The 24743-nt window shown below is 62.7% G+C and carries 26 protein-coding genes and 1 pseudogene; 10 read left to right on the top strand and 17 right to left on the bottom strand.

The window, feature by feature from the left end; genetic code table 11:
* Positions 1–9: 9 nt before the first annotated feature.
* Positions 10–642 (top strand): hypothetical protein, encoded by a 633-nt coding sequence (locus NKJ01_RS19180; RefSeq protein WP_352730135.1) that lies wholly within the window; start codon positions 10–12, stop codon positions 640–642.
* 95 nt (positions 643–737) lie between these two features.
* Positions 738–1268, top strand: coding sequence for a dihydrofolate reductase family protein (locus tag NKJ01_RS19175; protein ID WP_352603400.1), 531 nt, complete (start codon positions 738–740; stop codon positions 1266–1268).
* Positions 1269–1335: 67 nt separating this feature from the next.
* On the opposite strand, the pseudogene NKJ01_RS19170 reads toward NKJ01_RS19175, so the two are convergent.
* From NKJ01_RS19170 to NKJ01_RS19160, 3 genes and pseudogenes are all read right to left on the bottom strand, one after another.
* Positions 1336–1853, bottom strand: a pseudogene (locus tag NKJ01_RS19170) (hypothetical protein).
* Between the two features lie 154 nt (positions 1854–2007).
* A complete protein-coding gene (locus tag NKJ01_RS19165) occupies positions 2008–3138 on the bottom strand; it encodes a hypothetical protein (protein ID WP_352730133.1) in 1131 nt (376 codons plus the stop codon).
* 6 nt (positions 3139–3144) lie between these two features.
* A complete protein-coding gene (locus tag NKJ01_RS19160) occupies positions 3145–3579 on the bottom strand; it encodes a DUF4383 domain-containing protein (RefSeq protein WP_352730131.1) in 435 nt (144 codons plus the stop codon).
* A 693-nt stretch (positions 3580–4272) separates the two neighbouring features.
* On the opposite strand from NKJ01_RS19160, the gene NKJ01_RS19155 reads away from it, so the two are divergent.
* On the top strand, positions 4273–5211 hold the full coding sequence (locus NKJ01_RS19155) for a diacylglycerol/lipid kinase family protein (protein WP_352603395.1): 939 nt from the start codon (positions 4273–4275) through the stop codon (positions 5209–5211).
* A gap of 80 nt (positions 5212–5291) precedes the next feature.
* Here NKJ01_RS19155 and NKJ01_RS19150 read toward each other — a convergent pair whose 3' ends face one another.
* Genes NKJ01_RS19150 through NKJ01_RS19140 form a run of 3 tightly spaced genes read right to left on the bottom strand, consistent with a single transcriptional unit; the run spans position 5292 to position 9030 of the window.
* Entirely contained in the window at positions 5292–6209 is a 918-nt protein-coding gene (locus tag NKJ01_RS19150) for an NAD(P)-dependent oxidoreductase (protein ID WP_352730129.1), read from the bottom strand.
* Positions 6206–7417 carry a mandelate racemase/muconate lactonizing enzyme family protein gene (locus NKJ01_RS19145; protein ID WP_352730127.1) on the bottom strand — a complete coding sequence of 404 codons (1212 nt, stop codon included), beginning with the start codon at positions 7415–7417 and terminating at the stop codon, positions 6206–6208. The genes NKJ01_RS19150 and NKJ01_RS19145 overlap by 4 nt, the downstream gene beginning before the upstream one ends.
* The gene (locus NKJ01_RS19140) at positions 7414–9030 is read right to left on the bottom strand and encodes a GMC family oxidoreductase (RefSeq protein ID WP_352730126.1); all 1617 of its coding nucleotides are present in this window, start codon (positions 9028–9030) and stop codon (positions 7414–7416) included. Before NKJ01_RS19140 ends, NKJ01_RS19145 begins: the two co-directional genes overlap by 4 nt.
* A 271-nt stretch (positions 9031–9301) precedes the next feature.
* Here NKJ01_RS19140 and NKJ01_RS19135 point away from each other — a divergent pair, with 271 nt between their 5' ends.
* Positions 9302–10243 carry a phosphoribosylaminoimidazolesuccinocarboxamide synthase gene (locus NKJ01_RS19135; protein ID WP_352730124.1) on the top strand — a complete coding sequence of 314 codons (942 nt, stop codon included), beginning with the start codon at positions 9302–9304 and terminating at the stop codon, positions 10241–10243.
* A 106-nt stretch (positions 10244–10349) separates the two neighbouring features.
* Positions 10350–10745 (top strand): acyl-CoA thioesterase, encoded by a 396-nt coding sequence (locus NKJ01_RS19130; RefSeq protein ID WP_023761257.1) that lies wholly within the window; start codon positions 10350–10352, stop codon positions 10743–10745.
* A 34-nt stretch (positions 10746–10779) separates the two neighbouring features.
* On the opposite strand, the gene NKJ01_RS19125 is transcribed toward NKJ01_RS19130, so the two are convergent.
* Positions 10780–11148, bottom strand: coding sequence for a winged helix-turn-helix transcriptional regulator (locus tag NKJ01_RS19125; protein WP_352730122.1), 369 nt, complete (start codon positions 11146–11148; stop codon positions 10780–10782).
* A gap of 89 nt (positions 11149–11237) precedes the next feature.
* On the opposite strand from NKJ01_RS19125, the gene NKJ01_RS19120 reads away from it, so the two are divergent.
* Together NKJ01_RS19120 and NKJ01_RS19115 are read left to right on the top strand one after the other, a co-directional pair.
* Positions 11238–11843 carry an NADPH-dependent FMN reductase gene (locus NKJ01_RS19120; RefSeq protein ID WP_352730120.1) on the top strand — a complete coding sequence of 202 codons (606 nt, stop codon included), beginning with the start codon at positions 11238–11240 and terminating at the stop codon, positions 11841–11843.
* 549 nt (positions 11844–12392) lie between these two features.
* Positions 12393–13271, top strand: coding sequence for a DMT family transporter (locus tag NKJ01_RS19115; RefSeq protein WP_352730195.1), 879 nt, complete (start codon positions 12393–12395; stop codon positions 13269–13271).
* Positions 13272–13308: 37 nt separating this feature from the next.
* On the opposite strand, the gene NKJ01_RS19110 is transcribed toward NKJ01_RS19115, so the two are convergent.
* Positions 13309–14826: a winged helix-turn-helix domain-containing tetratricopeptide repeat protein gene (locus NKJ01_RS19110; protein ID WP_352730118.1), complete on the bottom strand. Its 1518-nt coding sequence runs from the start codon at positions 14824–14826 to the stop codon at positions 13309–13311.
* 127 nt (positions 14827–14953) lie between these two features.
* Between NKJ01_RS19110 and NKJ01_RS19105 the strand changes: the two genes are divergently transcribed.
* Positions 14954–15208 carry a DUF1127 domain-containing protein gene (locus NKJ01_RS19105; RefSeq protein ID WP_352730116.1) on the top strand — a complete coding sequence of 85 codons (255 nt, stop codon included), beginning with the start codon at positions 14954–14956 and terminating at the stop codon, positions 15206–15208.
* Positions 15209–15235: 27 nt separating this feature from the next.
* Here the strand turns inward: NKJ01_RS19105 and NKJ01_RS19100 are convergent, their stop codons facing one another.
* From NKJ01_RS19100 to NKJ01_RS19075, 6 genes are all read right to left on the bottom strand, one after another.
* On the bottom strand, positions 15236–16546 hold the full coding sequence (locus tag NKJ01_RS19100; RefSeq protein ID WP_352730114.1) for a hemolysin family protein: 1311 nt from the start codon (positions 16544–16546) through the stop codon (positions 15236–15238).
* A gap of 75 nt (positions 16547–16621) precedes the next feature.
* Positions 16622–16813 carry a hypothetical protein gene (locus tag NKJ01_RS19095; protein ID WP_023761266.1) on the bottom strand — a complete coding sequence of 64 codons (192 nt, stop codon included), beginning with the start codon at positions 16811–16813 and terminating at the stop codon, positions 16622–16624.
* A gap of 43 nt (positions 16814–16856) precedes the next feature.
* Positions 16857–17558, bottom strand: a complete 702-nt coding sequence (locus tag NKJ01_RS19090) for an LssY C-terminal domain-containing protein (RefSeq protein ID WP_352730112.1) — start codon at positions 17556–17558, stop codon at positions 16857–16859.
* A 72-nt stretch (positions 17559–17630) separates the two neighbouring features.
* Positions 17631–18434 (bottom strand): extensin-like domain-containing protein, encoded by an 804-nt coding sequence (locus tag NKJ01_RS19085; RefSeq protein WP_352487120.1) that lies wholly within the window; start codon positions 18432–18434, stop codon positions 17631–17633.
* Positions 18435–18549: 115 nt separating this feature from the next.
* Positions 18550–19620 (bottom strand): extensin-like domain-containing protein, encoded by a 1071-nt coding sequence (locus NKJ01_RS19080; protein ID WP_352730193.1) that lies wholly within the window; start codon positions 19618–19620, stop codon positions 18550–18552.
* A gap of 186 nt (positions 19621–19806) precedes the next feature.
* On the bottom strand, positions 19807–20232 hold the full coding sequence (locus tag NKJ01_RS19075; RefSeq protein ID WP_023761271.1) for a DUF3775 domain-containing protein: 426 nt from the start codon (positions 20230–20232) through the stop codon (positions 19807–19809).
* A 146-nt stretch (positions 20233–20378) separates the two neighbouring features.
* Here NKJ01_RS19075 and NKJ01_RS19070 point away from each other — a divergent pair, with 146 nt between their 5' ends.
* Together NKJ01_RS19070 and greA are read left to right on the top strand one after the other, a co-directional pair.
* Positions 20379–20912, top strand: a complete 534-nt coding sequence (locus tag NKJ01_RS19070; RefSeq protein ID WP_352730109.1) for a tetratricopeptide repeat protein — start codon at positions 20379–20381, stop codon at positions 20910–20912.
* Positions 20913–21184: 272 nt separating this feature from the next.
* Positions 21185–21658, top strand: a complete 474-nt coding sequence (greA, locus tag NKJ01_RS19065; RefSeq protein ID WP_013530066.1) for a transcription elongation factor GreA — start codon at positions 21185–21187, stop codon at positions 21656–21658.
* Positions 21659–21795: 137 nt separating this feature from the next.
* Here the strand turns inward: greA and waaC are convergent, their stop codons facing one another.
* Genes waaC through rfaD form a run of 3 tightly spaced genes read right to left on the bottom strand, consistent with a single transcriptional unit; the run spans position 21796 to position 24697 of the window.
* Positions 21796–22770 carry a lipopolysaccharide heptosyltransferase I gene (gene waaC, locus NKJ01_RS19060; RefSeq protein ID WP_352730107.1) on the bottom strand — a complete coding sequence of 325 codons (975 nt, stop codon included), beginning with the start codon at positions 22768–22770 and terminating at the stop codon, positions 21796–21798.
* Positions 22767–23774 (bottom strand): lipopolysaccharide heptosyltransferase II, encoded by a 1008-nt coding sequence (gene waaF / locus NKJ01_RS19055; RefSeq protein WP_352730105.1) that lies wholly within the window; start codon positions 23772–23774, stop codon positions 22767–22769. Before waaF ends, waaC begins: the two co-directional genes overlap by 4 nt.
* Entirely contained in the window at positions 23747–24697 is a 951-nt protein-coding gene (rfaD, locus tag NKJ01_RS19050) for an ADP-glyceromanno-heptose 6-epimerase (protein ID WP_352730103.1), read from the bottom strand. Before rfaD ends, waaF begins: the two co-directional genes overlap by 28 nt.
* Positions 24698–24743 lie beyond the last annotated feature (46 nt).

The raw sequence follows: 24743 nt of genomic DNA, 5'->3' as shown, positions 1-24743 counted from the left end.
GAACAACCCATGCGGATGGTATCGGCGGCGGCACTCACCCTCATTGCGCTGTGCGCTGGACCGGTCCAGGCCGAGGATATCAAGGCTTTCAAGCTGACCATCGACGGCGTGACCGTCGATATCGATCCCGGCGAGAGCACAAGCATGACGCTGCCCGGCGGCAGAAAGAGCAAGGTGACGCTCGAGCGCAACGACTTCGCCACCTTTTCCGGCAGCGATTTCTCCTTTGTCCATCCGAGCGACATTTCGGTGACCAAGTCCGACCTCGGCGAGAATATCACGCAGTATCTGATGGCCTCGGCGCTGGGTACCATCGTCATCGTCCAGGAATACGGCAAGATGAATCCGGTGTCGCTCAACCAGCTGATGCTGCAGGAGATGACCAAGGAATCGGTGCAGGCCGGTGCTGAGTTGACGCAGCAGCCGACGACGCGCAAGCTCGCCGACGGCAAGGAATTGACCGGCATTCGCGCTCAGGTGAAGACACGCACTGACACGGCCGATTTCGAGATCGTCGGCTTCGGCGTTGCCGAACATGGGCTGTTGTTCATCACCCGCATTGCCGAAGAGGACGTGGCGACCGAAAAGCCGCTGATCGACAAGTTCTGGCAGAGCCTGAAAGTTAAATTGCAGGGGGGCTAGGATCGCCTCTCAGTTTGGATCTCGGCTGGGGTCCACACTTTTGCGTAACGGCGCCCGAAGGTATTCTGACGATCCTGAATTGGAGGTCTTACAGCATGGCGAAGCTCATTTTCAGAATGAACCAGTCCCTCGACGGCTACGTCGACCACATGAAAATGCCGTCAGGGCCCACGATCTTTCGGCACTGGATAGAGCAAGTGCGCAACCTGAGCGGCAGTGTGTACGGTCGCGGCATGTACGAGGTGATGCGCTATTGGGACGAAGACAGTCCAGAGTGGGGCGCGGAGGCGCGTGAATTCGCGGCGGCGTGGCGGAGCCAACCGAAATGGGTTGTGTCGCGCACGCTGAAGTCGGTCGGCCCCAACGCCACCCTTGTCGCGGACGACGTCGAGGCGGTGATACGTGGGCTTAAGGCCCAACTCGCTGGGGAGATTTCAGTTTCTGGACCAAACCTGGCACGAAGCCTGACCGACCTTGGTCTTATCGATGCGTACCAACTCTACCTCCATCCGTTCGTGCTTGGTCATGGTAAGCCATTCTTCGCCGGCCCGCGGCCGCCGCTTCGCTTTGTGGCCAGCGACCTGATTGGCGATGACGTGATCAGGTTGACCTATGTGCCTGCCTAATCACGGACACCCGGTGCGACGATAGGATGCCGCATGTTGCGGTCGTCAAACCGAGACGCTTGCGGGATTACAGGCCCTTCGGCACCAGTCCGGCCAGCCAGTTCACAGAGCGTTTCGCGGCGTCGGCGGTTGCTGAGGCGGCGCGGCCGAGATCGGTCTTGACCACGGCGTAGCCGTTCTTCGTGCGATAGAGCACGCCGGTTCCGCCATCGACCACTTGTTCATAGGCGACGGGCCGGGCGGCGTCCGCTTCCATGGCCGTCGTCGGCGAACCAACCGTGACGCTCGGCCGGTGGCTCAATTCGGGCGGCAACGGGCTTTCGGTCCTGACAACCCGGCTGGCGGGCTTCAATTCCGGGCGCGACGCGGTCGCGGCCAGCTGCGAGGAGGACGACGAGCCCTTGGTGCGGCAGATGCCGGAGACGAGCGGATAGTTGAAATTCCGCTCGTGCAGCATCTGGCTTTTCATCGCCGCTTCGCACTCGGCGACGGTCGACCACTTGGCCGGCGTCTCGCCGATATATTCGCAAAGCTGTCGCAGTCGCAGCCGACGATGGTCATGGCGACAAGGGCGGTCTTGATCACGGTCTCGTCCCTTCGAGATGGCTCCCTGGCAGCTCATTCAGGTGCATGCAACATTCCATCGCGCGCGAACAAGGCGGGATTTGGCCGCGATTGTGGAATGAGCGTGGCGGGGCGCTCGCGATAGCCGATCTTTGCGGAACGTGGCCGGATCGTCTCAGTAGTCATAGACATGTTCGAGCCTGGCTCCCGACTTGATCAGCGCCGGCAGCACGAGATGCAGCTTGCGTACGGCGACAACCATGCCGGTGCGGCGCGTTGCCGGATCGGCCGGCAGAGGATAGCTGAACAGGATGCGCATGCTTTCGGGGATGGCAATCGAGTCAGTGGAGAGCATGGTGACCATGATCTCGTCGTTACCGCCGATCTCGACGAAGGAGACGCCCTTGTCGATCAGGCGTGGGATCATGTCGGTGAACACCTGATAGCGCTTGGTGACGAAGATGGCGCCGTCGGCACCCATGTCGCGTTCGAGCAAGGTGTCCGACTCGTCGCGAGTGGCTTCTCCGACCGGCCCCTTGGCCCAGACATGGATATCGAGGAAGGCCGGGTTCGTCGTGGCGGCGAGTGCCTTTTTGATCAGGTCGGCATAGGCCTGCTTGATGGTGTCGGCGAGGCCGAATGCCAGCTTGCGTTCGCTGGTGCGGATGGAACTGTCGCCCGGCGCCGGCTGCACGGCAAACAGGCCGGCGCGCTTTTCGGCATAGGGGAACTGGTACCACGGCACCTGATCGAGGAAGGCGGCATAGTCGGCCGCCATCTTGGCCTGATAGATGTCGGCGGCGGTTCGCTTGCCTGATATCGCCTCGGTGATGCGGCCGACCGTGTTCTCATAGGCCCACTGAAGGATATGCTCGATCGAGTGGCTGGTGCCGATGATGACCAGCATCTGGTGGTTGGCGTAGTTGAATTTGTAGGGAGAGCCGGCGCGGATCACCATGGCGTAGTCCTGCCAGAAGCGGCCGACATAGGACCAGTAGGGGAAGCCGCTCGGCTGGTCCTTGTCGACGAAGCCGGCATATTCGCGCGCGGCGTAGACGATCGCCCATTCCGGGTAGGTGAGGAAGGTCGATTCCTCCGGCCGCTGGTAGCCGGGAATCTCGGCGCGGACCTTGTCGGCCAGCGCCTTGGGCGGAGCGCCGTCGGCAATGCCGGGCAGCGGCGTCTTGTCGAGCGACGACGTCGTCAGGAAGCCATAGCTCAGCCCGGCGATCGGGATGAGGATAACGATGACGATCAGCCAGAGGATCGTCTTGATGATGCGCTTCAGCCAGCGAAACAGGAACATGGCCGATCAGGCCGTGGCGAAGTGGTCGTGTATGCGCTTTGCCAGCCAAAAGCCGACATAGACGGCGAAGCCGCCAATAACGACGTGCGGCAGGTTGGCGAAGAAGCGGGCCGGAAATTCGATGTCGTTGAGGGAGCGGAAGCCGTTGATGAAGATGCCGGCATCGAGGCAGCCGGAACCGGTGATCAGCCCGAGCACGCCGTCGAACAGGTAGACCGAACCGAACAGCTTGAAATAGAACACCGCCTGGCGGTGCGAGATGAAGGCGGCGGCCAACGCCCAGACGCCGGAGAAGGCGTGCAGCAGATCGTCATACCATTGCAGCGAGAACAGGCCGAACAGATTGCCGTTGGCATCGTTGAATGCCGGTATGTAGCCGATGGCGACGACGCCGAAGAACAGGAAGGCATAGGCAACGGCAAGCTTCTGGATCAACGTCATGAAGTATCCCCCTCCGAGTGACGCCGAACGTTAGCCGATTTTACCGCCGGTTGCAGCCCCAACCGAAAACACCGTAAAAATATGGGGACAAAAAACAGTCGGCGCCGGGATTTCTCCCAGCGCCTCCCTGTCAGATCAGGACACGGTCGCGGCAGCAACTTCCGTAAAGTCGTCGCGCCTTGCCGGCCTTGATTTTGACGGTCCTGCCAGTCCGCCACCCGAAAGTAGCGTCCGTTCGGGACCACGCCGGTCGCCACCCTTGCGAGCTTTGCCCTGCGCACCATCGAAGGTTTTTGCCGTCCTTCATGGCAGCATCGGTCCGCCGTCGGCGTTAGCACGCTTTCCGCGGCCCCGTAGGTCTCGGCTCCGACCCTCGAAACAGGCAAGCCTGCTCTCGCTTCGGTCCGTACGGGCCTCAGGAAATCTGCCTTTCACTTCGCCTTTCGGCTGGGCGATCGGTAGCCGCCTGAGATGGGTTTAACTTAACGTGGGTAAGGGCTTTGCGAAATGGCCAAGGGCCTGTGGATAGCGGGATTATCGGGGACCAACCAAGCAGAATGCGATTTTCCGATCCGTCATAGGGTGGGCGGCATCGGTAGACATTCGGCCTTGCCCTGCAGACCGGTGCGGGCTTCAATGCCGGCAAAGGATTCGAGGTGCCGAGCGCTTCGATGTCTTTGCGGGAGGGTGCTTTTGAAAGTCGGGGTGGTTCTCAATCCGATTGCCGGCGGCGGCCGGCTGAAACGGCATTGGCCCGATGTCGCGGCATCCTTGAAAAGTCATTTCGGCGAATTCGAATTGCGCGAAACGCAGGCCGAAGGCGATGCAGAAAGGCTGGCGCTCGATCTTGCGGCTGAAGGTTTCAATCTGGTGATCGCTGCCGGTGGTGACGGCACCGCCAGCGAAGTGGCCGACGGGCTGCTGCAGGCGATCCAGGAGGGCGGCAGGACGACCGAACTCGGTCTGTTGCCGTGCGGCGCCGGCATCGATTTTGCGCGCGGCCTCGGCCTGCCGAAAGAGGTGGACGCGGTGCTGAAGCGGATCGCTGAAGCCAAGGCGCGCAAGGTCGATGCCGGCCGCATCTGCTACATCGACGATCATGGCGCGCTGGCCAGCCGCCACTTCATCAACATCGCCAGCCTGGGGCTGTCCGGCGCCACCGACCGTGCCGTCAATGCCGACAAGCGCAAGGGCAGGATGTCGGCCAAGGCGCTGTTCCTGTGGCGCACCGTGGTCGAATTCATCCGCTACCGCTTCCAGGACGTCAGGATCACCGTCGATGACGGCGCCCCGGTCGAGGCGCGCATGGCGCTGGTTGCGGTTGCCAATGGCAAATTCTTCGGCGGCGGCATGATGATCGCCCCAGATGCCGATTTGACCGACGGTCAGTTCGACATCGTTATCTTGCGCGCCGCCGGCAAGCTGAAGCTGATCTGGGACATCCGCCTGCTCTATGGCGGCCGGCACCGCAATCATCCAGCGATCACCATCCTGCGCGGCAGGAAAGTCGTGGTCGAGCCGCTCGGCGATGTGGAGAAGAACGGCGCGCTGGTCGATATAGACGGCGAGTCGCCCGGACGCATACCCGCGACCTTCGAGATCCTGCCCGGCGCGCTGACGCTCAGATACTGAATCAAGTCGTTAACGGGTTGATTCAGATGGATTCGCCCGCCCATCCAACATCTTGAAATCGCTTGGTTTTCTGCATGGCGTCAGATCGCTAGTTTGGCCGGAAAGCCAGGGGCACGCAGGTCGGTGCCGACGGCATCTTCCAGCAACTTGACGATCTGGGTCGACCAGGCGCTGCCGCCATAGGCAGCCTTGCCCTGTTCGAAAATCGTATTGACGCGCGTCGCGAGGTCGAGTGGCACGCCTGACTGTTCGCCCATAGCGAGAGCGAAGCCAAGGTCCTTCAGCGCCAGATCCATGGTGAAGCCGATGTCGTAGGAGCCGTTGAGAATGAGCTGGCTTTCGGTCTCGTGGACGAAGCTGTTGCCGGAGGAGGCCACGATGGCGTGGTAGGATTGGGCGAGGTCGAGACCGCCTTGTTTGGCCAGCATCAGCGCTTCGCCGGCGGCGACAAGGTGGATGAAGGCGAGCATGTTGGTGATGACCTTGATCGCCGCCGCCGACCCGATTGGTCCCATCAGGAAGGACTTCGCGCACATCGCTTCGATCACCGGGCGATGACGCTCGTAGAGCGCCGCATCGCCGCCGACCAACGCGGTGATCTTTCCGACCGCCGCCAGGTGCACGCCGCCGGTGACCGGGCATTCCAGCGTCTCGACGCCCTTGGCCGAAGCGAGGGCAGCGAGGCGAAGAATCTCGTCGCGGCCGTTGGTGGACATTTCGATCCAGGTGCCACCCTGCGGCAGGCCCTCGAGCAATCCACCGGGGCCGGCCAGCACCGCTTCGCTGACCTTCGGCGACGGCAGGCACGTGATCGCGTTGCCGGCCCGTGCGGCGGCGTCGGCGGGGCTGTTCGCAGCGGAGGCGCCGAGTGCAACGAGGCGCTCGACAGCGGCGGGATCACGGTCGAAGACGGTCACGGAAAAGCCGTTGCGGATCAGGCTGGCGGCAAGATTGCCGCCGAGATGGCCAAGGCCGATGAAGGCGTAGCTTTCGCTCATGGCATCAGCGGCGTCTGCATCATCTGTAGATGCAGTTCCTTGCCCGTGTAGGGATGCGCGTCGCAGACCGCCTCGTCGAGTTCGACGCCGAGGCCGGGCTCCTTCGACGGGATGACGTTGCCGTCCTGCCACTCGATCTTTTTCTTCAGCAGCGTGGCATGAAACCCGTCCCACTGCTTCAAGGATTCGAGGATGAGGAAATTGGGCAGCGTCACCGCCAACTGGATGTTGGCGGCACCGACGATCGGTCCGCAATAGCAATGCGGCGCGATCTGGATGTGGTAGGCCTCCGCCATGGCGGCGATCTTCTTGGTTTCGAGGATGCCGCCCGAGCGGCCGAGGTCCGGCTGCAGGATGGTCGCCGCGCGGTTCTCGATGACGCGGGCGAACTCGAATTTGGTCGTCAGCCGTTCGCCGGTGGCGATCGGGATCGAGGTCGCGCGAGCCACTTGGGCCATGACCTCTGGCATATCAGGCGGCACCGGCTCTTCGAACCAAAGCGGATCATAAGGCTCGATGGCGCGCGCCATGCGTAGTGCGCCGGAGGCGGTGAACTGGCCGTGCGTGCCAAACAGGATGTCGGCGCGCGTGCCGACAGCCTCGCGGATCGCCTTGACCATACGGGTGGACAAGTCGATGTCGACAAGCCGCGGCTGGTGGCCATCAAAGGCAGTGTAGGGGCCAGCTGGATCGAGCTTGACGGCATTGAAACCCTGCTCGACATATTCGAGCGCACAGGCCGCGGCGAGATCGGGGTCGTTATAGACGTTCTTGCCGTGCGCGTCCTCGGAATGAACGCTGCCGGTGTGCGGGTAGAGATAGGTGTAGGAGCGCAGCGTCTCGTGCACCTGGCCACCGAGCAGTTTGTAGACCGGCTTGTCGGCCTCCTTGCCGACAATGTCCCAGCAGGCCATCTCAAGCGCCGAGAAGCAACCCATGCCGGAAACATCAGGGCGCTGGGTGAAACCCGAGGAATAGGCGCGGCGGAAGAAGCTCTCGATGTCGTGCGGATCGCGGCCGACGAGATACCGCTCGGCCATGTCCTCGACCATCCTCGCCGTGACATGGGCCGAGAAGGTGGCGTTGTAGGCCTCGCCATAGCCGACCACGCCGCCGTCTGTGGTGAGCTTGACGAAGATAAAATACTTGCCGCCGATGCCGGGCGGCGGGTTGCCGACAACCCAGGTCTTGACGTCGGTGATCTTCATCTTTGGTCCTCCAGAACCAGCTCGGCGCCCTTCCAACCGGTCATGATCGAGGCGGCGTTGGTGTTGCCGGTGATGTTGTCGGGAAAGATCGAGGCATCGATGACGCGCAAGCCTTCGACGTCGTGCACCTTGAGACGCGGATCGACGACGGCGCGCGCGGGATCCGGCCCCATGCGGCAGGTCGACACCGGGTGATAGACGGTCCCCGAGCGTTTTCGGAAATCCTGGATCAGATCGGCGTCGGAGGTGATCGACGGACCGGGCAGGACCTCTTCCTCGATGATCTCGGCCATGGCGGGCATCGAGGCGATCTTGCGCACGAATTTCACCGCTGCCAGCATCTCCTCGACATCGGCATTGGTGGAGTAGGCATTGGCGACAATTTTGGGGTAGTCGCGCGGGTTGCTGGAGCGGATCATGATCTCGCCACGGCTGGACGGGCGGCAATTGGACAGGCCGATGGAAAAGCCCGGCCATGGATCCGGCGTCAGGATCGGGCGCTCGCCGCTCTTGGGAATGACGGTTGAGAAGGCCTGGAAATAGAGCTGCATGTTGGGCCGGCTGGCCGCCGGGTCGGTGCGGAAGAAGCCGCCGGCATTGTTCATCGACAGCGACAGCGGGCCCGAACGCGTCAGGATGTATTGCATGCCGACCAGCAGCTTGCCCCACCACGGACGCAGGATCTGATTGAGCGTCGGCAGCCGGCCCTTGAAGGTGTAATTGATGCCGACATGGTCCTGCAGGTGCGCACCGACATTTTCGTTGGCGTGAACGAGGGGAATACCCAGTTCCCCAAGCAGAGCGGACGGGCCGACGCCGGACAGCTGCAGCAATTGCGGCGAGTTGACCGAACCGCCCGACAATATGACCTCGCGGCCGGCGCTCGCCGTCTTCGTCTCGCCGTTCTGCAGATATTCGACGCCAACGGCGCGCTTGCCCTCGAACAGGACCCTGGTCGCCAGCGCGTTCATCTCGACGCGGACATTGGCGCGCCTCGTTGCCGGACGCAGGAAGGCGCGCGCCGCCGACATCCGGCGGCCGTTGCGGGTCGAGATCTGGTAGACGCCGACGCCTTCCTGGACGGCACCGTTGAAATCCGGGTTGAGCGCCAGGCCGGCCTGCTGGCCGGCAGCGAGATAGCGCCTGGTCAGCGGGTGGACGGCGTCGGCACAGTCGGTGATGTGCAGCGGGCCGCCGACGCCGCGCCATTGGTCTGCGCCGGCCTGGTTGTCCTCGAGCGCCTTGAAGGCGGGCAGCAGGTCGTCATAACCCCAGCCGGGATTGCCGGCGTCGCGCCAGGCGTCGAAATCCTCGCGCGCGCCCCTGATCCAGACCATGGCGTTGATCGAGCTCGAGCCGCCGAGCAGCTTGCCGCGCGGCCAGTGGTCGGCATTGCCGGCAAGGCCCGGGTCCGGCTCGGCCTTATAGTTCCAGTTCACATCAGGATCGAAGAAGGTCTTGCCGTAACCGAGCGGCATCTGCACGTAGAAGCGGCGGTCGGTGCCGCCGGCCTCCAGCACCAGCACCGAAAAGCGCCCGGAGGCCGAGAGTTTGTCGGCCAGGACCGAGCCGGCCGAGCCGGAGCCGACGATGATGAAATCATAGGTCTGCATGATGGGTCTGCACGATTGGTTTGGGCGGCGCCGGAAATCTGGCGCAGCCTAGACGCCATGGGTTCACCGCGTCGCCGTGCCTTCCGGCATCAGTTGTGAAAAAAGCGACCGTCGAAATGGTCGGGTTCGAGGGGATTCCGGACAATCGTGCTTGATATGCACCGGCTCGACGGCCTATGCGATGGCATTACTTTGGCGCATGATTTTTTCCGAAAAGTCTGCAACTTTTCGGAATCATGCCCTAGCCAATCTGCGGAAGGCAGGAAATCATATGCGGACCCTTCCTGACGCGTTCATTCCCGAGCTGCCGGGCCACTACAGCGGCAAGGTCCGCGAAAACTACGATTTGGCGGATGGCAGGCGCATCATCATCGCAACCGATCGCCTCAGCGCCTTCGACACCATCCTGACTTCGATCCCATACAAGGGAGAGATCCTCACCCAGACGGCTCGGTACTGGTTCGAGGAAACCGCCGATATCTGCCCGAACCATGTCCTGGAATATCCCGACCCGAACGTCGTCGTCGGCACAAGGCTCGACATCCTGCCGGTCGAGATCGTCGTGCGTGGTTATCTGGCGGGAACCACCAGCACCTCGATCCTGACGCGCTATCGTCGCGGCGAACGGGAGATGTACGGGATGCGCCTGCCGGACGGGCTGCGCGACAATGAAAAGCTGGCGGAGCCGATCATCACGCCGACCAGCAAGGCTTTGCATGGTGGTCACGACGAGCCTCTGTCCAAAGCCGAGATCCTTGAACAGGGCCTGCTCACGAAGGCGCAGTGGGATATCGTATCGAGCTATGCCTTACAGCTGTTCGCTCGCGGCCAGCAGCGCGCTGCCGAACGAGGCCTCATCCTCGCCGACACGAAATACGAATTCGGCACCGATAGGAACGGCACCATCATTCTTGCCGACGAAATCCATACGCCCGACAGCAGCCGGTACTGGATCGCGGCGAGTTACGAACAGGCGCTCGCCAGCGGCAGCCGGCCGGAGAGCTTCGACAAGGATTTCATCCGCTCTTGGGTGTCGGCTAGGTGCGATCCTTACAGCGACCCTATCCCTGAGATACCCGACGAGATCGTCGAACAGGCCTCCAAGGTCTATGCGCAGGCTTATGAGTCGATCACGGGCAAGGAGTTCACTCCCGACCTTTCCGGGGATACCGTTCTTGATCGCATTCGCTCGAACCTTGAGCGTTACTTTTAGCGGCCAAGTGGGCCTTCGCTGAGGGTGTGTCGGGCTGTGATCGCGTTGACGCGCCATCGCCGTGACGATACGGGATCGAGGGCAATCGATCTCAGGGATTTCTCGCATGGTGCACTACGCGGATGGACGGCCGATCGGAGACCTGACGCTGCGCACACTGGCCATGCCTTCGGATGCCAATGCCGCCGGCGACATCTTCGGCGGCTGGGTCATGGCGCAGATGGACCTGGCCTGCGGCATCCGTGCCGCCGAGCGCGCCAAGGGCCGCGTGGTGACGGCGGCGGTCAAGGAAATGTCTTTCGCCAAGGCGATGAAGATCGGCGACACGCTGTGCATCTACACCCATGTCGAACGCGTCGGCCGCACCTCGATGACGCTCAAGGTCGAAGCCTGGGCGCAACGCTACCTTTCCGACCTGATGGAAAAAGTTACCCATGCCGATTTCGTCATGGTGGCGCTGGACGGCGAGGGCAAGCCGAAAGCGGTTCCTGCCGAAGGCTGATAGGAGCCGGTTCTCCAACGCTCAGGCAAGGGTTTCAGGCACGCATACCGTCGAATTTTTCACGTGCGGCCCGCACGCGCGCGGTGTTCCTGCGCGCCCATTCACCAAGCGCGCTGACCGGGATCAGCAACTCGTGACCGAGCTCGGTCAGTTCGTAGTCGACACGCGGCGGGATGGTCGGGTACACGGTGCGGGTGACGAAGCCGTCGCGCTCCAGCCCACGCAACGTCGTAGTCAGCATCTTCTGTGAAATGCCGCCGACGGCTGCGCGCAATTCGTTGAAGCGCAGCGGTCCGTCGCCCAGCTTGCCAACCACCAGAACGGTCCATTTGTCGCCGACGCGCTGCAGGATTTCGGAAATGGCGCGACAATCCTCGGTGCGGTGCGGGTGCCTCAGTAACAAAAAGGTGCCTCCTTGCGTCGGGAGTTGACAGTATCTCATATAGCGCCGGTATCTAAATGATACCAGCTTTTACTGAATGGAGAGCCCCCATGTCAAAACCCAAAATCGCCATCGTCATCGGTTCGACACGCGCCGCGCGTTTCGCCGACGTGCCGACCGAATGGATCGCCAAGATCGCCAAGTCGCATGCCGACATCAACGTCGAGATCGTCGACCTGCGCGACTTCCCGCTGCCCTTCTTCGACGAGGTCGCATCCTCCGCCTGGGTGCCGTCGACCAACGAAGTGGCACAGCGCTGGCAAAAGAAGGTCGCCGAATTCGACGGCTTCATCTTCACTGCCGCCGAATACAATCATGGTCCGACGGCCGTGCTGAAGAACGCTATCGATTACGCGGCCAACGAATGGAACAAGAAGCCGGCCGGGTTTGTCGGCTATGGCAGTGTCGGCGGTTCCCGCGCCGTCGAGCAACTCCGCCTTCATGCGGTCGAATTGCAGATGGCGCCGGTCAAGTCGGCCGTCCATATCGCCTGGGGCGATTTCCTTGCCGTCCGCCAGGGCGAGAAGAAGCTGGAAGATCTCGAGCATCTGAACCAAGCCGCCACCGCGCTGGTCAACGATGTTGCGTGGTGGGCCAAGGTGCTCAAGGCAGCGCGTCAGGCCGATGCCGTTGCCGAGGAAGTCAGGGCGGCCTGACCGCCGGTTCGAATTATCCTCCCAAGGATACGGGGCGGCGCTTGCGCCGCCCTTTTCAATTGTCAGAGGCGTGCGCCTCCCGCGCCTGTCTTGACCCGATGATGCGGTCGGCGAGCGATCCGCCTCGTTGAGTTCGTCCGCATGGTGCCGACCCCATTGGCAGAGCGTCAGCAGGACCTGAAGGCGATGATCGGCCGCAACCAGTCGCTGAAAGGCTTCGCACTGCTGCCGTTGCTGTCTCCGACGTGCTGAGAACCAGCCTGTCCGAGCTGTTCCAACTGGCGGTCAGCGGCCGGCTTCGGGCAGCGATCGGCGCTTCCGGCTCTACCGGGCCGGCGAAGCGCACCGGCTGCTTGAGGAGCGCCGCTAGACGGGGAAAGTGGTGCTGGTGCCTTGGCGCCGCGGCGGACATGACGTCAATCGGGATTGGACCTCCATATGGGCGGTCCTGCCATCTGGTGCCGCCCTTTGCTCTGAGATATCCGGCTGCAATCCGTCACATGAGTTGAAGCCGTGAAGACATCCAGCCTGACCGGCGCCGTTTCCCCGATGATCCCGGTGCTCGTATGCGCGCTCGGGATCTTCCTGCTGTCGGGGATGGACGCGGCGATGAAGACGCTGGTCATTGCGGTGGGCGTCTACAACACGGTGCTGTGGCGCAGCATGCTGGCGACCGTGGTCGCGGGTGCTGCCTGGTCGACAGGGCCGCGCTCAAAGCCAACCTTTCCGGTGCTGAGGCTGCATGCGCTGCGTGCCGCAATTGTCGGCATCGTTCTGATATCGTTCTTCTGGGGTCTTGCCAGGCTGCCGCTGGCGGAGGCGATCGGGCTCAGCTTCGTGGCGCCCTTGTTCGCCCTCTTCCTCGCCGCGCTGCTGCTGGGCGAACGAATCCGGCGCCAGGCAATCTGGGCATCGTTGGCCGGCATCGCCGGCGTCGCGATCATCATGGCCGGCCAGTTCGGGCAGGCAAGCACTACGCTGGATGCCGTGCTTGGCACGGCGGCGGTCCTCGTATCAACGGTGTTCTACGGCTACAATCTGATCCTCGCCCGGCAACAGGCGCAGTTGGCCAAGCCTATCGAGATCATGTTGTTCCAGAACCTTTGCGTTGCAATCATCGTCGGCCTCGCGGCACCTTGGCTCGCCGTCGCCCTGCCGACTAATCTTTGGCTGCCGCTGGCCGGGGTGACGGGGCTGTCACTTGCAGGGCAATTCCTGATGAGCTGGGCCTACGCCCGCGCCGAAGCGCAATATCTGATCCCGACCGAATACTCGGCCTTTATCTGGGCGGTCGCGCTTGGCTGGTTCTTCTTCGGCGAGGAGGCGACCTGGACCACGCTGACCGGAGCATGCCTGATCGTCGCCGGCTGCCTGATCGCCGCGCGGGCAAATCCCCGGCTTGCCGAACCGATCGAAGCGGCGGTTTGAGGACGCAAGTCCGTCCGCTCGGGGCTCCGCCTGCGCGTCATTCCGGAAGACCGGCCTTGCGGAAACCATCAATGAAATGCTCCTGAATGGCGGCGTCGCGAAACGGTTCCGTCATCACCCAGTGGCGGGTCGTGAAATGCGGGTTGCTGATGAGGAACATTTCGACCTCCGCGCGCGCCTCGTCGAATCGGCCGAGTTGCGCAAGGCTTGCCGCCAGGAAGCGGCGTGAGCTTGTGCGATAGGTCTCGTCCCTGCGCAGTGTCTCGATGGCGGCTTCGTATTCGCGCGCCGCGTATTGCGCAGCGCCGAGCGTCAGATAGTACCAGCTTGCCGGAAACGGGTTCAGCCGGAACGCCTTGCGAATGTGCTCTAGGCCCTCCTGGACCCGCCCGGCGAGGACCGCGATGTCGGATAGTGTCGCCCAGGCGTCGGCCTCGTTCGGGTCTAGCTCGAATGCTTTGGCGAATTCCGCATCTGCCTCGGCGAAGCGGCGTTCATAGGCGAGCAGGTTGGCAAGGACCCAGCGGCAGCCGGCATCGTTGGGATCGATCGCCACGGCCTTGCGCGCCAACTCCAAAGCAACACTACGGTTGGGCTCGATGGGTTCGCCCCAATGCACCCATCCCATCCAGTGGTTCATGGCAAGCCAGCGATAGGCCTCGGCGTAGTCCGGATCGAGGGATACCGCACGCATGAGCATGAGGTGCGCTTCCCGCGCCGTCTGCGGCGAATCATCGATCAGCTTGCGCGCCCGCACGCAGAGGTCGTAGGCCTCGAGATTTTGGGGCCGGTTGCGCGGCAGCGGTGCGCGCAGCCGGCCAAGCAAAGCCTCGACGATCTTGGCCGTGACCTCGTCCTGAACCGCAAAGATATCCTCCAGGCTCCGATCGAAGCGTTCCGCCCATAGATGTTCGCCGCTCACCGCATCGACCAACTGGGCGTTGATGCGCACGCGATCCGCGGCGCGTCTTGCGCTGCCTTCCAGCAGATAGCGCACGCCAAGATCCCCGGCGATCTCGCGCACGTCCATCGCCTTTCCCTTGTAGGCAAAGGTCGAGTTGCGCGCGATGACGAACAGGCCGGAGATCCTTGAAAGGTCGGTGATCAGGTCCTCGGTCAACCCATCCGCGAAGGAATCCTGCTCGGGATCGTTGCTGAAATTGACGAAGGGCAGCACGGCTATCGACGGTTTGTCGGGCAGCGGCAGAGGTCTTCGCTTCGCGCCGCCGAGCTGTTCGACGGCGCCCGTGAAGCGGTAGCCGACGCGCGGAACGGTGGATATCCATTCGCCGCCATCGGCTGCCGGACCAAGCAGCTTGCGCAGTTGTGCGATCTGGACGGTGAGATTGCCTTCCTCGACGGCTGTCCCCGGCCACGCCGCGTCCATCAACTCGGCTTTGCCCAGGACTTGGCCGGGCCGTCCAACGAGTGCCGCAAGCAGGCTTAGCCCGCGGTAGCCAATGGCAACGGGAACATCGTTCCGAAGCAGCGTACCCGCACCCGGATCAAGCACGAACGGACCAAAGGCAAATCGCGATCCCTGCATAGGGCGCATCTATAGCCGGTTTGGAAGTTTTGAGAACTATTTGGGAGGGCTTAATTACGGCTCTGTCCGTATCGCGCAGAATTCAACCTCATTTCGATCGAGAACCCCTGGGCCCTCAAATCACATGGAGGTTGCGATGACCAATATCCGTGCCTCGGCCCCGCATCGCACAGCGCAGCTGGGGACGTCCGTGGGGCCGGCGTCGCGCCGGCTCCTGACGACCTTGCGAAGTATTATCACGACCCTGCGCGAGCGGAGCTGGCGCGAGCGGATACGCTTTCGCTGGCAACTCAGGCAAATGTCGAACGACAATCCCTATCTTATCGACGATATCGGTCTGACGAAACGGGAGGTCGAGGAAGAGATCGCCAAGCCCTTCTGGCGACCATAAAGCGAATGCCGCACATCGCGTTGACGCTCAGCGCACCGCCTCGCGCTGAGCGCCGGGCAGCCGGGTGGCGATCAGCTTGTCGATGCGGCGGCCGTCGAGGTCGACCACCTCGAAGCGCCAGCCCTGCGCATCGACGCATTCGCCAGTCGCCGGCAGATGGTGCATGTGTGCCAGCACATAGCCGGCCACGGTCTCGTAGTCGCGATTTTCCGGCAGGTCGATGCCGAGAATGTCGGCCATCTCGTCGGCTTGCATGTAGCCGGCGAGCAGCCATGAGCCGTCCTCGCGCTTGACGGCATTTTCCTCGTCGCCGGCATCGGTGTCCGCCCGGAACACGCCGGTGATGGCTTCGAGGATGTCGGCCGGAGTGACGATGCCTTCGAAATGGCCGTATTCATCATGCACCAGCGCCATCGGCACGTCGGATTCCTTGAGCTTCTGCAGCACATCCAGTGCGTCGGCCTGGTCATAGACGATGGGTGCGGCTTGCACATGCCTGCGCGGATCGAGCACGAGGCCGGCAAGCAGCGCCGCCAGCACGTCTCGCGTCTGGACGACGCCGACCATGACATCGACGCCGCCGTCGCCGGCGGGCAGGCGCGAATGCTGGGTCTCCATCAAAAGCTTGCGGATGGCCGCCTCGTCGGATTGCAAATTGATCCAGTCGACCTCGGTGCGCGGCGTCATCACCGCGCGCACGGCGCGGTCGCCAAGCCGCATGACGCCGGCGATCATGCGCCGCTCGTCGGATTCAATGGTGCCGTGATGCTCGGCCTCGGCAACCAGCATCTTGATCTCCTCGTCGGTGACCTTCTCCTCGCTTTCGCCGCGCTGGCCGAGCAGCCACAAGATGGCGCGGCCGGAAAAATCGAGCAGGAAAACCAGCGGTGCCGAGACAGTGGCGAGGATGGTCATGGCGGGCGCCGCTCTTGCGGCCACCCGTTCAGGGTCACGCAACGCGATCTGCTTGGGAACCAGCTCGCCTACGATCAGAGAGAAATAGGTGATGATGGCGACGACGATGCCGACGCCGAGCGGATCGGCAACGGCCTCACGTATGCCGGTCGTGGCCAGGAACTGCGCCAGCCGCTCGCCAAGCGTGGCGCCGGAAAAGGCGCCGGAGAGGACGCCGACCAGGGTGATGCCGATCTGCACCGAGGATAGGAACTTGCCGGGATTCGAGCCAAGCTCGAGAGCGCGGCCGGCGCCATTGATGCCGCGGTCGATCATCGCTTTCAGCCGAGCAGGCCGCGACGAGACGATGGCAAGTTCTGACATCGACAAAAGGCCGTTTACGCAGATGAGGACGAACACGGTAGCGATTTCGACGTATAGCATGACCGGTCAATAGCATTGCGGCGCGGTGTTCGAAAATAGTCCGGCGTGGTTTTTGCGGAATGACCGGTATTTCGGTCAGGCGTCGGCCCCTCGCACCCAGCCAAAACGCAGGCAGTCATGATGGACATAGACCAAGGTCGTCCGTTCGAACCAGAAGCCCGGGCGGGTTTTCAGGACCTGATCGATGTGATGGAGCAGCGCCTCGGCTTCCGAGATATGCACCGTGGGCTCGATGTATGTGCCTTCCTGTTCGAATGAGGCGAACAACAGCGACGCTCTTTAGGCGCCGGATCGAACCAGGCCGCGCGATCTACTGTTTGAGTATGCCGACGATCGCCTCGCCATCCGTGAAATAGGGATCGCCGCCGCCATTGCGTCCGGTGGTTGTCGCGCCGATGCCAGATATGTCACTGGTCGAGACCAGTGTGCCGGCGGTGGCCAGGTCGCGCATCAGGAAATCGCGCTCGGCATCGATGTCGGAGCCGATATGGTGGGTGACGGCGCCGGTATCGCGGCTGAGGCCAACGCCGCGATCGAAGCTGGCCGATCCCAGCCACAGCGGCCGGCCATCATCGCCTGCAGCATCGGTCTGCCAGAAGCGGACATGATGCCGGCGATCGGCGCTGCCGCCAACCGGCTTTTCGAAGGCGAGATCCTGGGCGCGGCCGTCGAACAGCAGCCGGCTGACCGGCGCATCGGGGTAGGGGTGGTCGAACAAAACGCTCTCGCCGATCTCGATTGCAGTCTTCAGGGTCACGGCGTCAGCGGTGTCCCAACCGGCGACGGCGAAGGCATGGGCCACCTCCTTCCGCGTGCCGACAAGGCCGACATTGATCGGGTCGCCAGGAATACCTTGCGGAGTGTGCGTCACCATCTCGAAACGCTGGGTGCGAAAGCCGCGATCGCGGAACGTCCAGAACTCGGGCACCGCGAAATAGGCGAGCGCCAGGTAGCCGGCCAGCAAGGCCACCATCCAGATCGTGATGCGTCGCCGAAGACTTCGTTGGCTCATGAAGGAGGCTCAAACGTCCGGCATCACATTAGGCGGTGCGTGGCACTCCCGCAAAGGATACCCGGCATCGATCTACCGGCAGGCGCGATAACCGTTCTTGCGGTTCTTGATGTCGAAATGAAAATGGTTGCGGTGGTCGTAATTGTAGCCGGGGCCGAGCACGGTGGTGAAGTACTGGCAGCCGTCGGCGCGCACATTGTTCAGGAAGCCGCGGGTGCGGAAGGCAAACAGGCCGGGCTTGCGCACGTCGATGTCGTCGCCGTTGTTGAGCTCGATGCTCATGACGTCGAGCGCGTTGCCCTTGCCATGTTCCGACAACACGCCTTCACCCGCGATGTTGCGGCAGGAATAGCTGGAGCCCTGGTGGATGGTCTTGACGCCCGAGAAATAGCGCCAGCGGGCGGAGGGGACGAGCTCATTCTTTGTCCAGCCGGCAAAGGTGGCGGCCATGTCGCAGGTCAGCGTCGCGGCTGGCTTCATCTGGATGTTGCCGATGGCCGAGACCTTTACGGGATAGTCGATGCCGCACTGGCCTTCATGGATCGGCGCCAGGTCGGTGAAGGCAACGTCGAGGCGCTTCAATTGCTGGCGGCAGTCGGTTTCACTGGCCGGCATCTGCTCGACCGGCGACATCGGCTCGTCCATGCGCGGATAAGCGGCCTGCGTCATATAGGGATTGGAGGGAACGAGCTTCTGCAGGCCGGTGTATTGCGGCACGGTTGAAGTCTGGGAGCCGACGTCGACAGCCGGTTCAAGCGATAGCACGCTGCCGGTATTGCAGGCGGAAACCGCCACGAGGGCAAGGCCGGCGGCCAGCCTGCCGGCTGCCGCGCACATGCGTCTCGACTGCCGTACGGCGGCAAATATCCCGGCCATCAGCGGAATCCCTGTCCCAGATGTCCGGCATTTTAACGATCAAGGGTAAAGGAAAACTCAGCGCTCGCGTTCATGCCTGCGGCCGAATTGGGGCACGCGGTCCGGCCAACCATGCTCACTGACAGAACGTTCCGCCATGCTGTCTAGGCTCGAGATCGAGATGGAAATGCAAGGAATGATCGGCATCGCTGCCCGGTCCAAGCACGGTCTTGAACGGTCCGCAGGCCGCCTTACGCACGGTGTCGAGAAATTTGGCGTCCTTCTCGGGTGGCGCAGGACCGACTTCGATCTTCTTGCCATCCGACAGCGTGAAGCTGGCGATATCGAGCGCGTTGCCGAAGGCATGCTCGGACAATTTTTGTGTGCCGTTGCGTGGCCGGCAGACAAAGGCCGATGCCTGGTCGATCGATTTCAGGTCGGCACCGAATTCGGCTTTCGCGGCCGGCTGGATCACATCGGCGGCAAAACGGGCAGCCGCCTCGGCCATCTTGCAGTTCAGTTCGGGGTTGGGGCCGATGTCGACGGACTTTCCAAGCGTCTTCAGCACGATCGGATACGGAATCGAGCAGCCGATTTCGGGGTTGCTTTCCGCCTTGCGCTCCTCGAATTCGACGCCAAGTGTCTTCAGCCGATCGCGGCAGGCGATTTCCTCGGCGGGCATCTTGGCGTCGGGCAGATCGGCCGAGCGCGGGTCGGGCAGCATCTTGTTGTCGCCTGCATCGGCCGGCTTTTGCGGTGGCTGCGGGGCGACGGTTGGGGGCTCAACATCGGGCGCTTTTTCGGTGTCAGGTTTCTGTGTCGGCGTCGGCGCAACGGCTGGCAGCTCCGGCTCGCCTTCCGTATCGGTTGACGGCTCTGTGGCCGACGGCTCTGGGCGTGCCTGCTTTTTCTGATGGGATTGTTCTTCATCGAACCGGTCGGATGCTCCGGTGGTTTTCGGCCCTTCCGTCTTTTGCTTTTCCGGCGCCTCAGTGTCCGCCGGGCGTGGTTCGGGCACCGGAATGGGACTTGGCACTGGAGTACCTGGCCCGGGCAGCACCGGAACATCGGCAGGCGAGGGCCGCGGAGCCTGAGTCTCCTGTTGTGTCTGGGTCGGTGTGTGGTGCCGGTGGCGTCGCGGTTTCAGGCGCAGTCCGCCCTGCGGCTTCAAGGGCTGATCGACCCGCTCTGTCAGCGGCTGCTCCACCCGCGGCGTCAGCGGCTTGGGAGGTCGATGGCGATGCCGGGCGTCGGCCGGCACCACCGGCAAGGCCGTGACGGCCATGATCAACGCAATTTTGCATGTTCGGGAAAAGACAGGCGACCCCATCACCATCAACGGCGCCGACGCAAGGAGGTTGCTTGCGCCGCATCACGAACGGTAACCGCCTCGTTACGCGCCGATCGCTTCCAGCCCTTCCTCCAGCCAGTCGGCGAGAAGCGGCATACCAAGCAGGTATTTTGCGGTGCGCTTGTTGGCGCGCTCTCGCGCCGTGGCAAGCGCGTCCGCCCATTCCGTGGCGTCGTAGTCGCCGCGACCGACCCAGGCCAGCGCAATCAGTTCGGCGGCTTCATCGACATTGAGGTCGTTGATCAGCTCGCGCAGCTCTTCCTCGGTGAGATCTTCGGAGCTTTCCTCGGCAAGGCCGTCATGATGATGGCTGGCATGGGACTCGCCATCGAGTTCGACCTCGTGTTCGGCGCCATCGGCATAGTCTTCATTGACGGCGGCACTCAGCGCCTTGGCCTTGAGAATGAACAGGCGCACGGTGTCGGGGCCGATCGAAAGCTCCCAGTCCTTTTCAAGCCGCCGCTGCACGAGCAGTCTCCCAGTGCCGAAATCCTGGCCGATGATAGCGGATTTGCGGCATCCGTCACCTGATGTTCTGCGGCACGCATTTTTCCGGGATGAAATGCGAACCGTCCGGCGTTAGTGTTGCATTCTCACCCCTCCAGGAGGCTTCGATGCATAAAAGAATGCTGATCCAGGCTGCGACTGCCCTTGTCGCGCTGCAGTTCCTTGCCGTTCCGGTGTTTGCCGCCGGCAGCGGTGGCGACACTAATACGACCACCCAATGCAAGAAGGGCATGGTCTGGGACAAGCAGAAGAAGAAGTGCGTCGCGCCCCAGGAAGGCATGCTGGACGACGACAGCATCTACTATGCCGGGCACGACCTGGCGATGGCCGGGCGTTATGATGAGGCGATTGCCGTGCTCAGCCTCGCGGCCAACAAGCAGGATCCGCGCATCCTCAACTATCTCGGCTATTCGCACCGCCACTCCGGCCGCGTCACCGTCGGCCTCGGCTATTACGAGGAAGCGCTGCGCATCGATCCCAACTATACGCTGGTGCGCGAATATCTCGGCGAAGCGCATCTGCAGATCGGCGATCTGGCCGGCGCCCAGCAGCAGCTGATGGAAATCGAGAAGCGGACCGGCAAAGGTTCGCGCGAATACGGCATGCTGGCCGAGCAGATCGACCATTTCATGAGGAGTTGAGACGGCCTCAAGGGCTCTTCGAAGCGACCGCGAGCAATCGCGGTCGTTTTTTGTGGCCCTCACTCCGGCTGGCCGCCCCCCGACTGATGAAAGCGGGGATGATTTTTGCAAAACCAATTTTTGGGCGTGAAAAACGCGCGAATATTGCTATATTCAAGGAAATTGCGGTGACACGGTTCCGTTGGCTCGAGGCTGCCGGACCGTTTTCTTTTTGTACTCATCGACGAGGCTTCCCCCGAAACGCGGGGGTGGCAGCAGGAAAGGCAGGCATTATGAACAAGGTCCCGATGACAGGCGAGGGTTTCGCGTCATTGAAGGAAGAACTGCGCTGGCGCCAGCAGGAAGAGCGGCCGCGCATCATCGAGGCGATCTCCGAAGCGCGCTCGCATGGCGACCTGTCCGAGAATGCCGAATATCATGCCGCCAAAGAGGCGCAGAGCCTCAATGAGGGCCGTGTCAACGAGCTTGAAGATTATATCGCGCGCGCCGAGGTGATCGACGTGAGCAAGCTCAGCGGCGACAAGATCAAGTTCGGCGCCACCGTGGTGCTGGTCGACGAGGATACCGAGGAAAAGAAGACCTATCGGATCGTCGGCGACCAGGAAGCGGATGTGAAGTCCGGGCGTATCTCGATCTCGTCGCCGATCGCCCGCGCGCTGATCGGCAAGGAAGTCGGCGACGCTATCGAGGTCAACGCGCCTGGCGGTGCCAGGGGCTATGAGATCGTCCAGGTGCAGTTCATCTAGGACCTTTGATAATTCTACTCTGGCGGCCGACTAGCGCGGTTTTCTGCGCTTCCGGTGCTCACGTACTTTAAGTACGCTCCGCTCCGGTTCTCGAAGAACCACGCTATTCGACTCGCCAGAGCGAATTCTGAAAGGTCCTATGCCGGCGCTTGTGATTTAAGTGCCGTTAGCCTCTCTGCCTCCGCCACCACCTCCGCCGGAATCACACTCTCCCCAGGCGCTGCCAAAAGTGTCGATGCATAGGGCCCGCGCGGGCCGGTGAGACCTGGCTCGGTTGCCAGGAACACCGCAACCGTCGGCAGGCCGAAAGCGCTGGCGAGGTGGGTCAGCCCGGTGTCGGCGCCGATCACCAGCGTCGAGCGGCCGATGATGGCGGCGATCTCGGCCAGCGGCGATTTCGGCATCACGACCGTTGACGGCACGGCTTTGGCGATCGCTTCGGCCACGGCCTTCTCGCGCTCGTTCGACCAGGTGGTGACCGGCGCCATTCCCCGCTCAACCAGCAGGCGGGCGGTTTCGATCCAGTCCTGGACGGGCCATTTCTTGTCTTCGCGGCTGGTGCCGTGCAGCAGGAAGGCGGTTTTCCCGGCGATGCCGGCCAGAGTGCCGGCCGGCGGCACAATTCCGGAATCCAGCGTCGAAAGCTCGGGCTGATAGCCGAGCGCCAGCCCGAACAGTTGCCGCGTCCGTTCGATGGCGTGCAGGTTGCGCGACACGGGATAGGCGACGTCGTAGAACAGAGTTGCCGACGGTTCGCGCGCGCTCGAGCGGTCGAAGCCGGCAATCGGAGCGCCGGCTTGTCTTGCAACCAGGGCCGATTTCAGCAGGCCCTGTGCGTCGATGACCAGATCGTAGCGGCACTCGCGCAAGGTTCGGCGCAAGGCGGCGGCCTCGCGCCAGGTGCCACCGTCGAACGGCGCCTTTCGCCAGCGCCGGATCGCCACCGTGTGAATTCTGTCGATCGCCGGGTGCAGCGCCACGATGCCGGCGAACGCCTCTTCGACGCACCAATCGAAGCTTATGTCCGGCCGGTTAACTCTGGTATCCTCGACAGCCGGAAAAGTATGGATGACATCGCCCATCGAGGATGTCTTGACGATCAGCACCTTCATGCCGCGGCCGGGATTTCCAGCAGGCGGTCCGCCGCCGCGGCGACCTGGCCGACTTCAAGCGTCTTCAGGCAGTTGAGGTGGCCGAGCGGGCAGATTTTCTGATGGCAGGGCGAGCATGACAGGCCAAGCCAGACCAGTTCCCGGTGCTCGGCCAGCGGCGGCGTGTTCCCAGGCGAGGTCGAGCCATAGACGGCCACGATCGGCGTGCCGACGGCAGCGGCGACATGCATCAGCCCGCTGTCGTTGGACACCGCGAGCCTCGCGGCAGCGATCAGGTCGATGGCGTCCTCCAGGCGCGTCTGGCCGGCGAGATCGACGACGCCAGGGGCGAGTGCGGCGATCTCCGCCGTCACGTCGCGGTCGTTTTTCGAACCGAACAGCGCGACCTTCAGGCCCTTGCCGATGAAGCCGCGGGCAAGCCCGGCATAGCTTTCACTCGGCCAGCGCTTGGCCGGGCCGAATTCGGCACCAGGCATCAGTGCCGCGAATTTTTGCGGCGCCAGCCCGAAGCGGTCGAGCAGGTCAACCTGGTTTTTCGTGTCCACGCTTAGTCGAGGCGCCCGGAAACTAGCGCCTTGGGCGAGGCCGAAATAGGCCTGCGCGGTACGTCGTTTGACGCTGTCGGGCAGCGGTACGATGTCGGTCAACAGGCCATAGCGCATTTCGCGCAGATGACCGACACGGCGCGGAATGCGGGCAAAGAACGGGATCAGTGCCGATTTCCAGCTTCCCGGCAGGACAAAGGCCACGTCATAGCGGCCCTGCAGCAGGCGGCCGAAGCGGCGACGATGCGTCAATTCGAGCGCACCGGGTTTGAGCGGAAAGTCGATCTGCTGGCGGATTTCGGGCATGCGCTTGACCAGCGGCGCGGCCCATGCCGGCGCCAGCACATCGATGGCGGCGTTGGGATGCAGCTCCTTCAGCGCCGAAAACAGGCACTGCGCCATCACCATGTCGCCCACCCAGCGTGGACCGATCACGAGGATCGTTGGGCTCTCAGCCATTCGACATAGTCTCTGACGCCGGTTTCCACTGTCCGGAATTGGCCATTGTAACCGGCCGCGCGCAAACGTGACATATCAGCTTGCGTGAAGCTCTGGTAGCTGCCCTTGAGATGGTCGGGGAATTCGATGAACTCGATCTCGCCCTTGCCCAGCGTGTCGATCACCGTTTCGGCGATGGCGCGGAAGGGCTGGGCGCGGCCGGTGCCGCAATTGAAGATGCCGCTCAGATCCCGCTTCCACAGCCACAGATTGACGTCGGCGACATCGCCGACATGGATGAAATCGCGGCTTTGTTCGCCAGGCCCGAAGCCGTCATAGGCGCCGAACAGTTTCGGGTTTTCGCCCCGTTCGACCTGGTTGACCAGGTGGAAAGCGACCGACGCCATGGCGCCCTTGTGCGCTTCGCGCGGCCCATAGACGTTGAAATAGCGCAGGCCCGCGACCTGCGAATGGTCGGTATCGAACACCATTCGCCTGACATAGTCGTCGAACAGCTTCTTGGAATAGGCGTAGACGTTGAGTGGCCGCTCGAGCGCCGGGTCCTCGCGAAACTCCGCGCCGCCGCCGTAGACGGAAGCCGAGGAGGCGTAGAGGAAGGGCACGCGCAGTGCCTGGCTTGCGTGCAACAGCCGCTTGGAAAAGGCATAATTCACCTCCATCATGAACTTGCCGTTCCACTCGGTGGTGGTCGAGCAGGCGCCTTGATGGAAGACGGCCTCGATGCGGCCGAGTGAACCTGCCTCCATGCGGGGCAGGAAATCATCCTTGTCTAGATAGTCGGCGATCTGCAAGTCGGCGAGATTGGCGATCTTGTGGCCGTCGGTGAGGTCGTCGACGATAAGGATGTCGTCATGGCCTTCCGCATTCAGAGCTGCGACGATGTTGGAGCCGATCATGCCGGCGCCGCCCGTGACGATGATCATGTTGCTGGCCCTATACGCGTTTCACTTGCCGATTCCGGCCCTTATA

Origin of the sequence: Mesorhizobium sp. M0276, assembly GCF_040321755.1 — a bacterium.
GTDB lineage: Bacteria > Pseudomonadota > Alphaproteobacteria > Rhizobiales > Rhizobiaceae > Mesorhizobium.
This window is presented reverse-complemented; position numbering and strand designations above follow the sequence as displayed.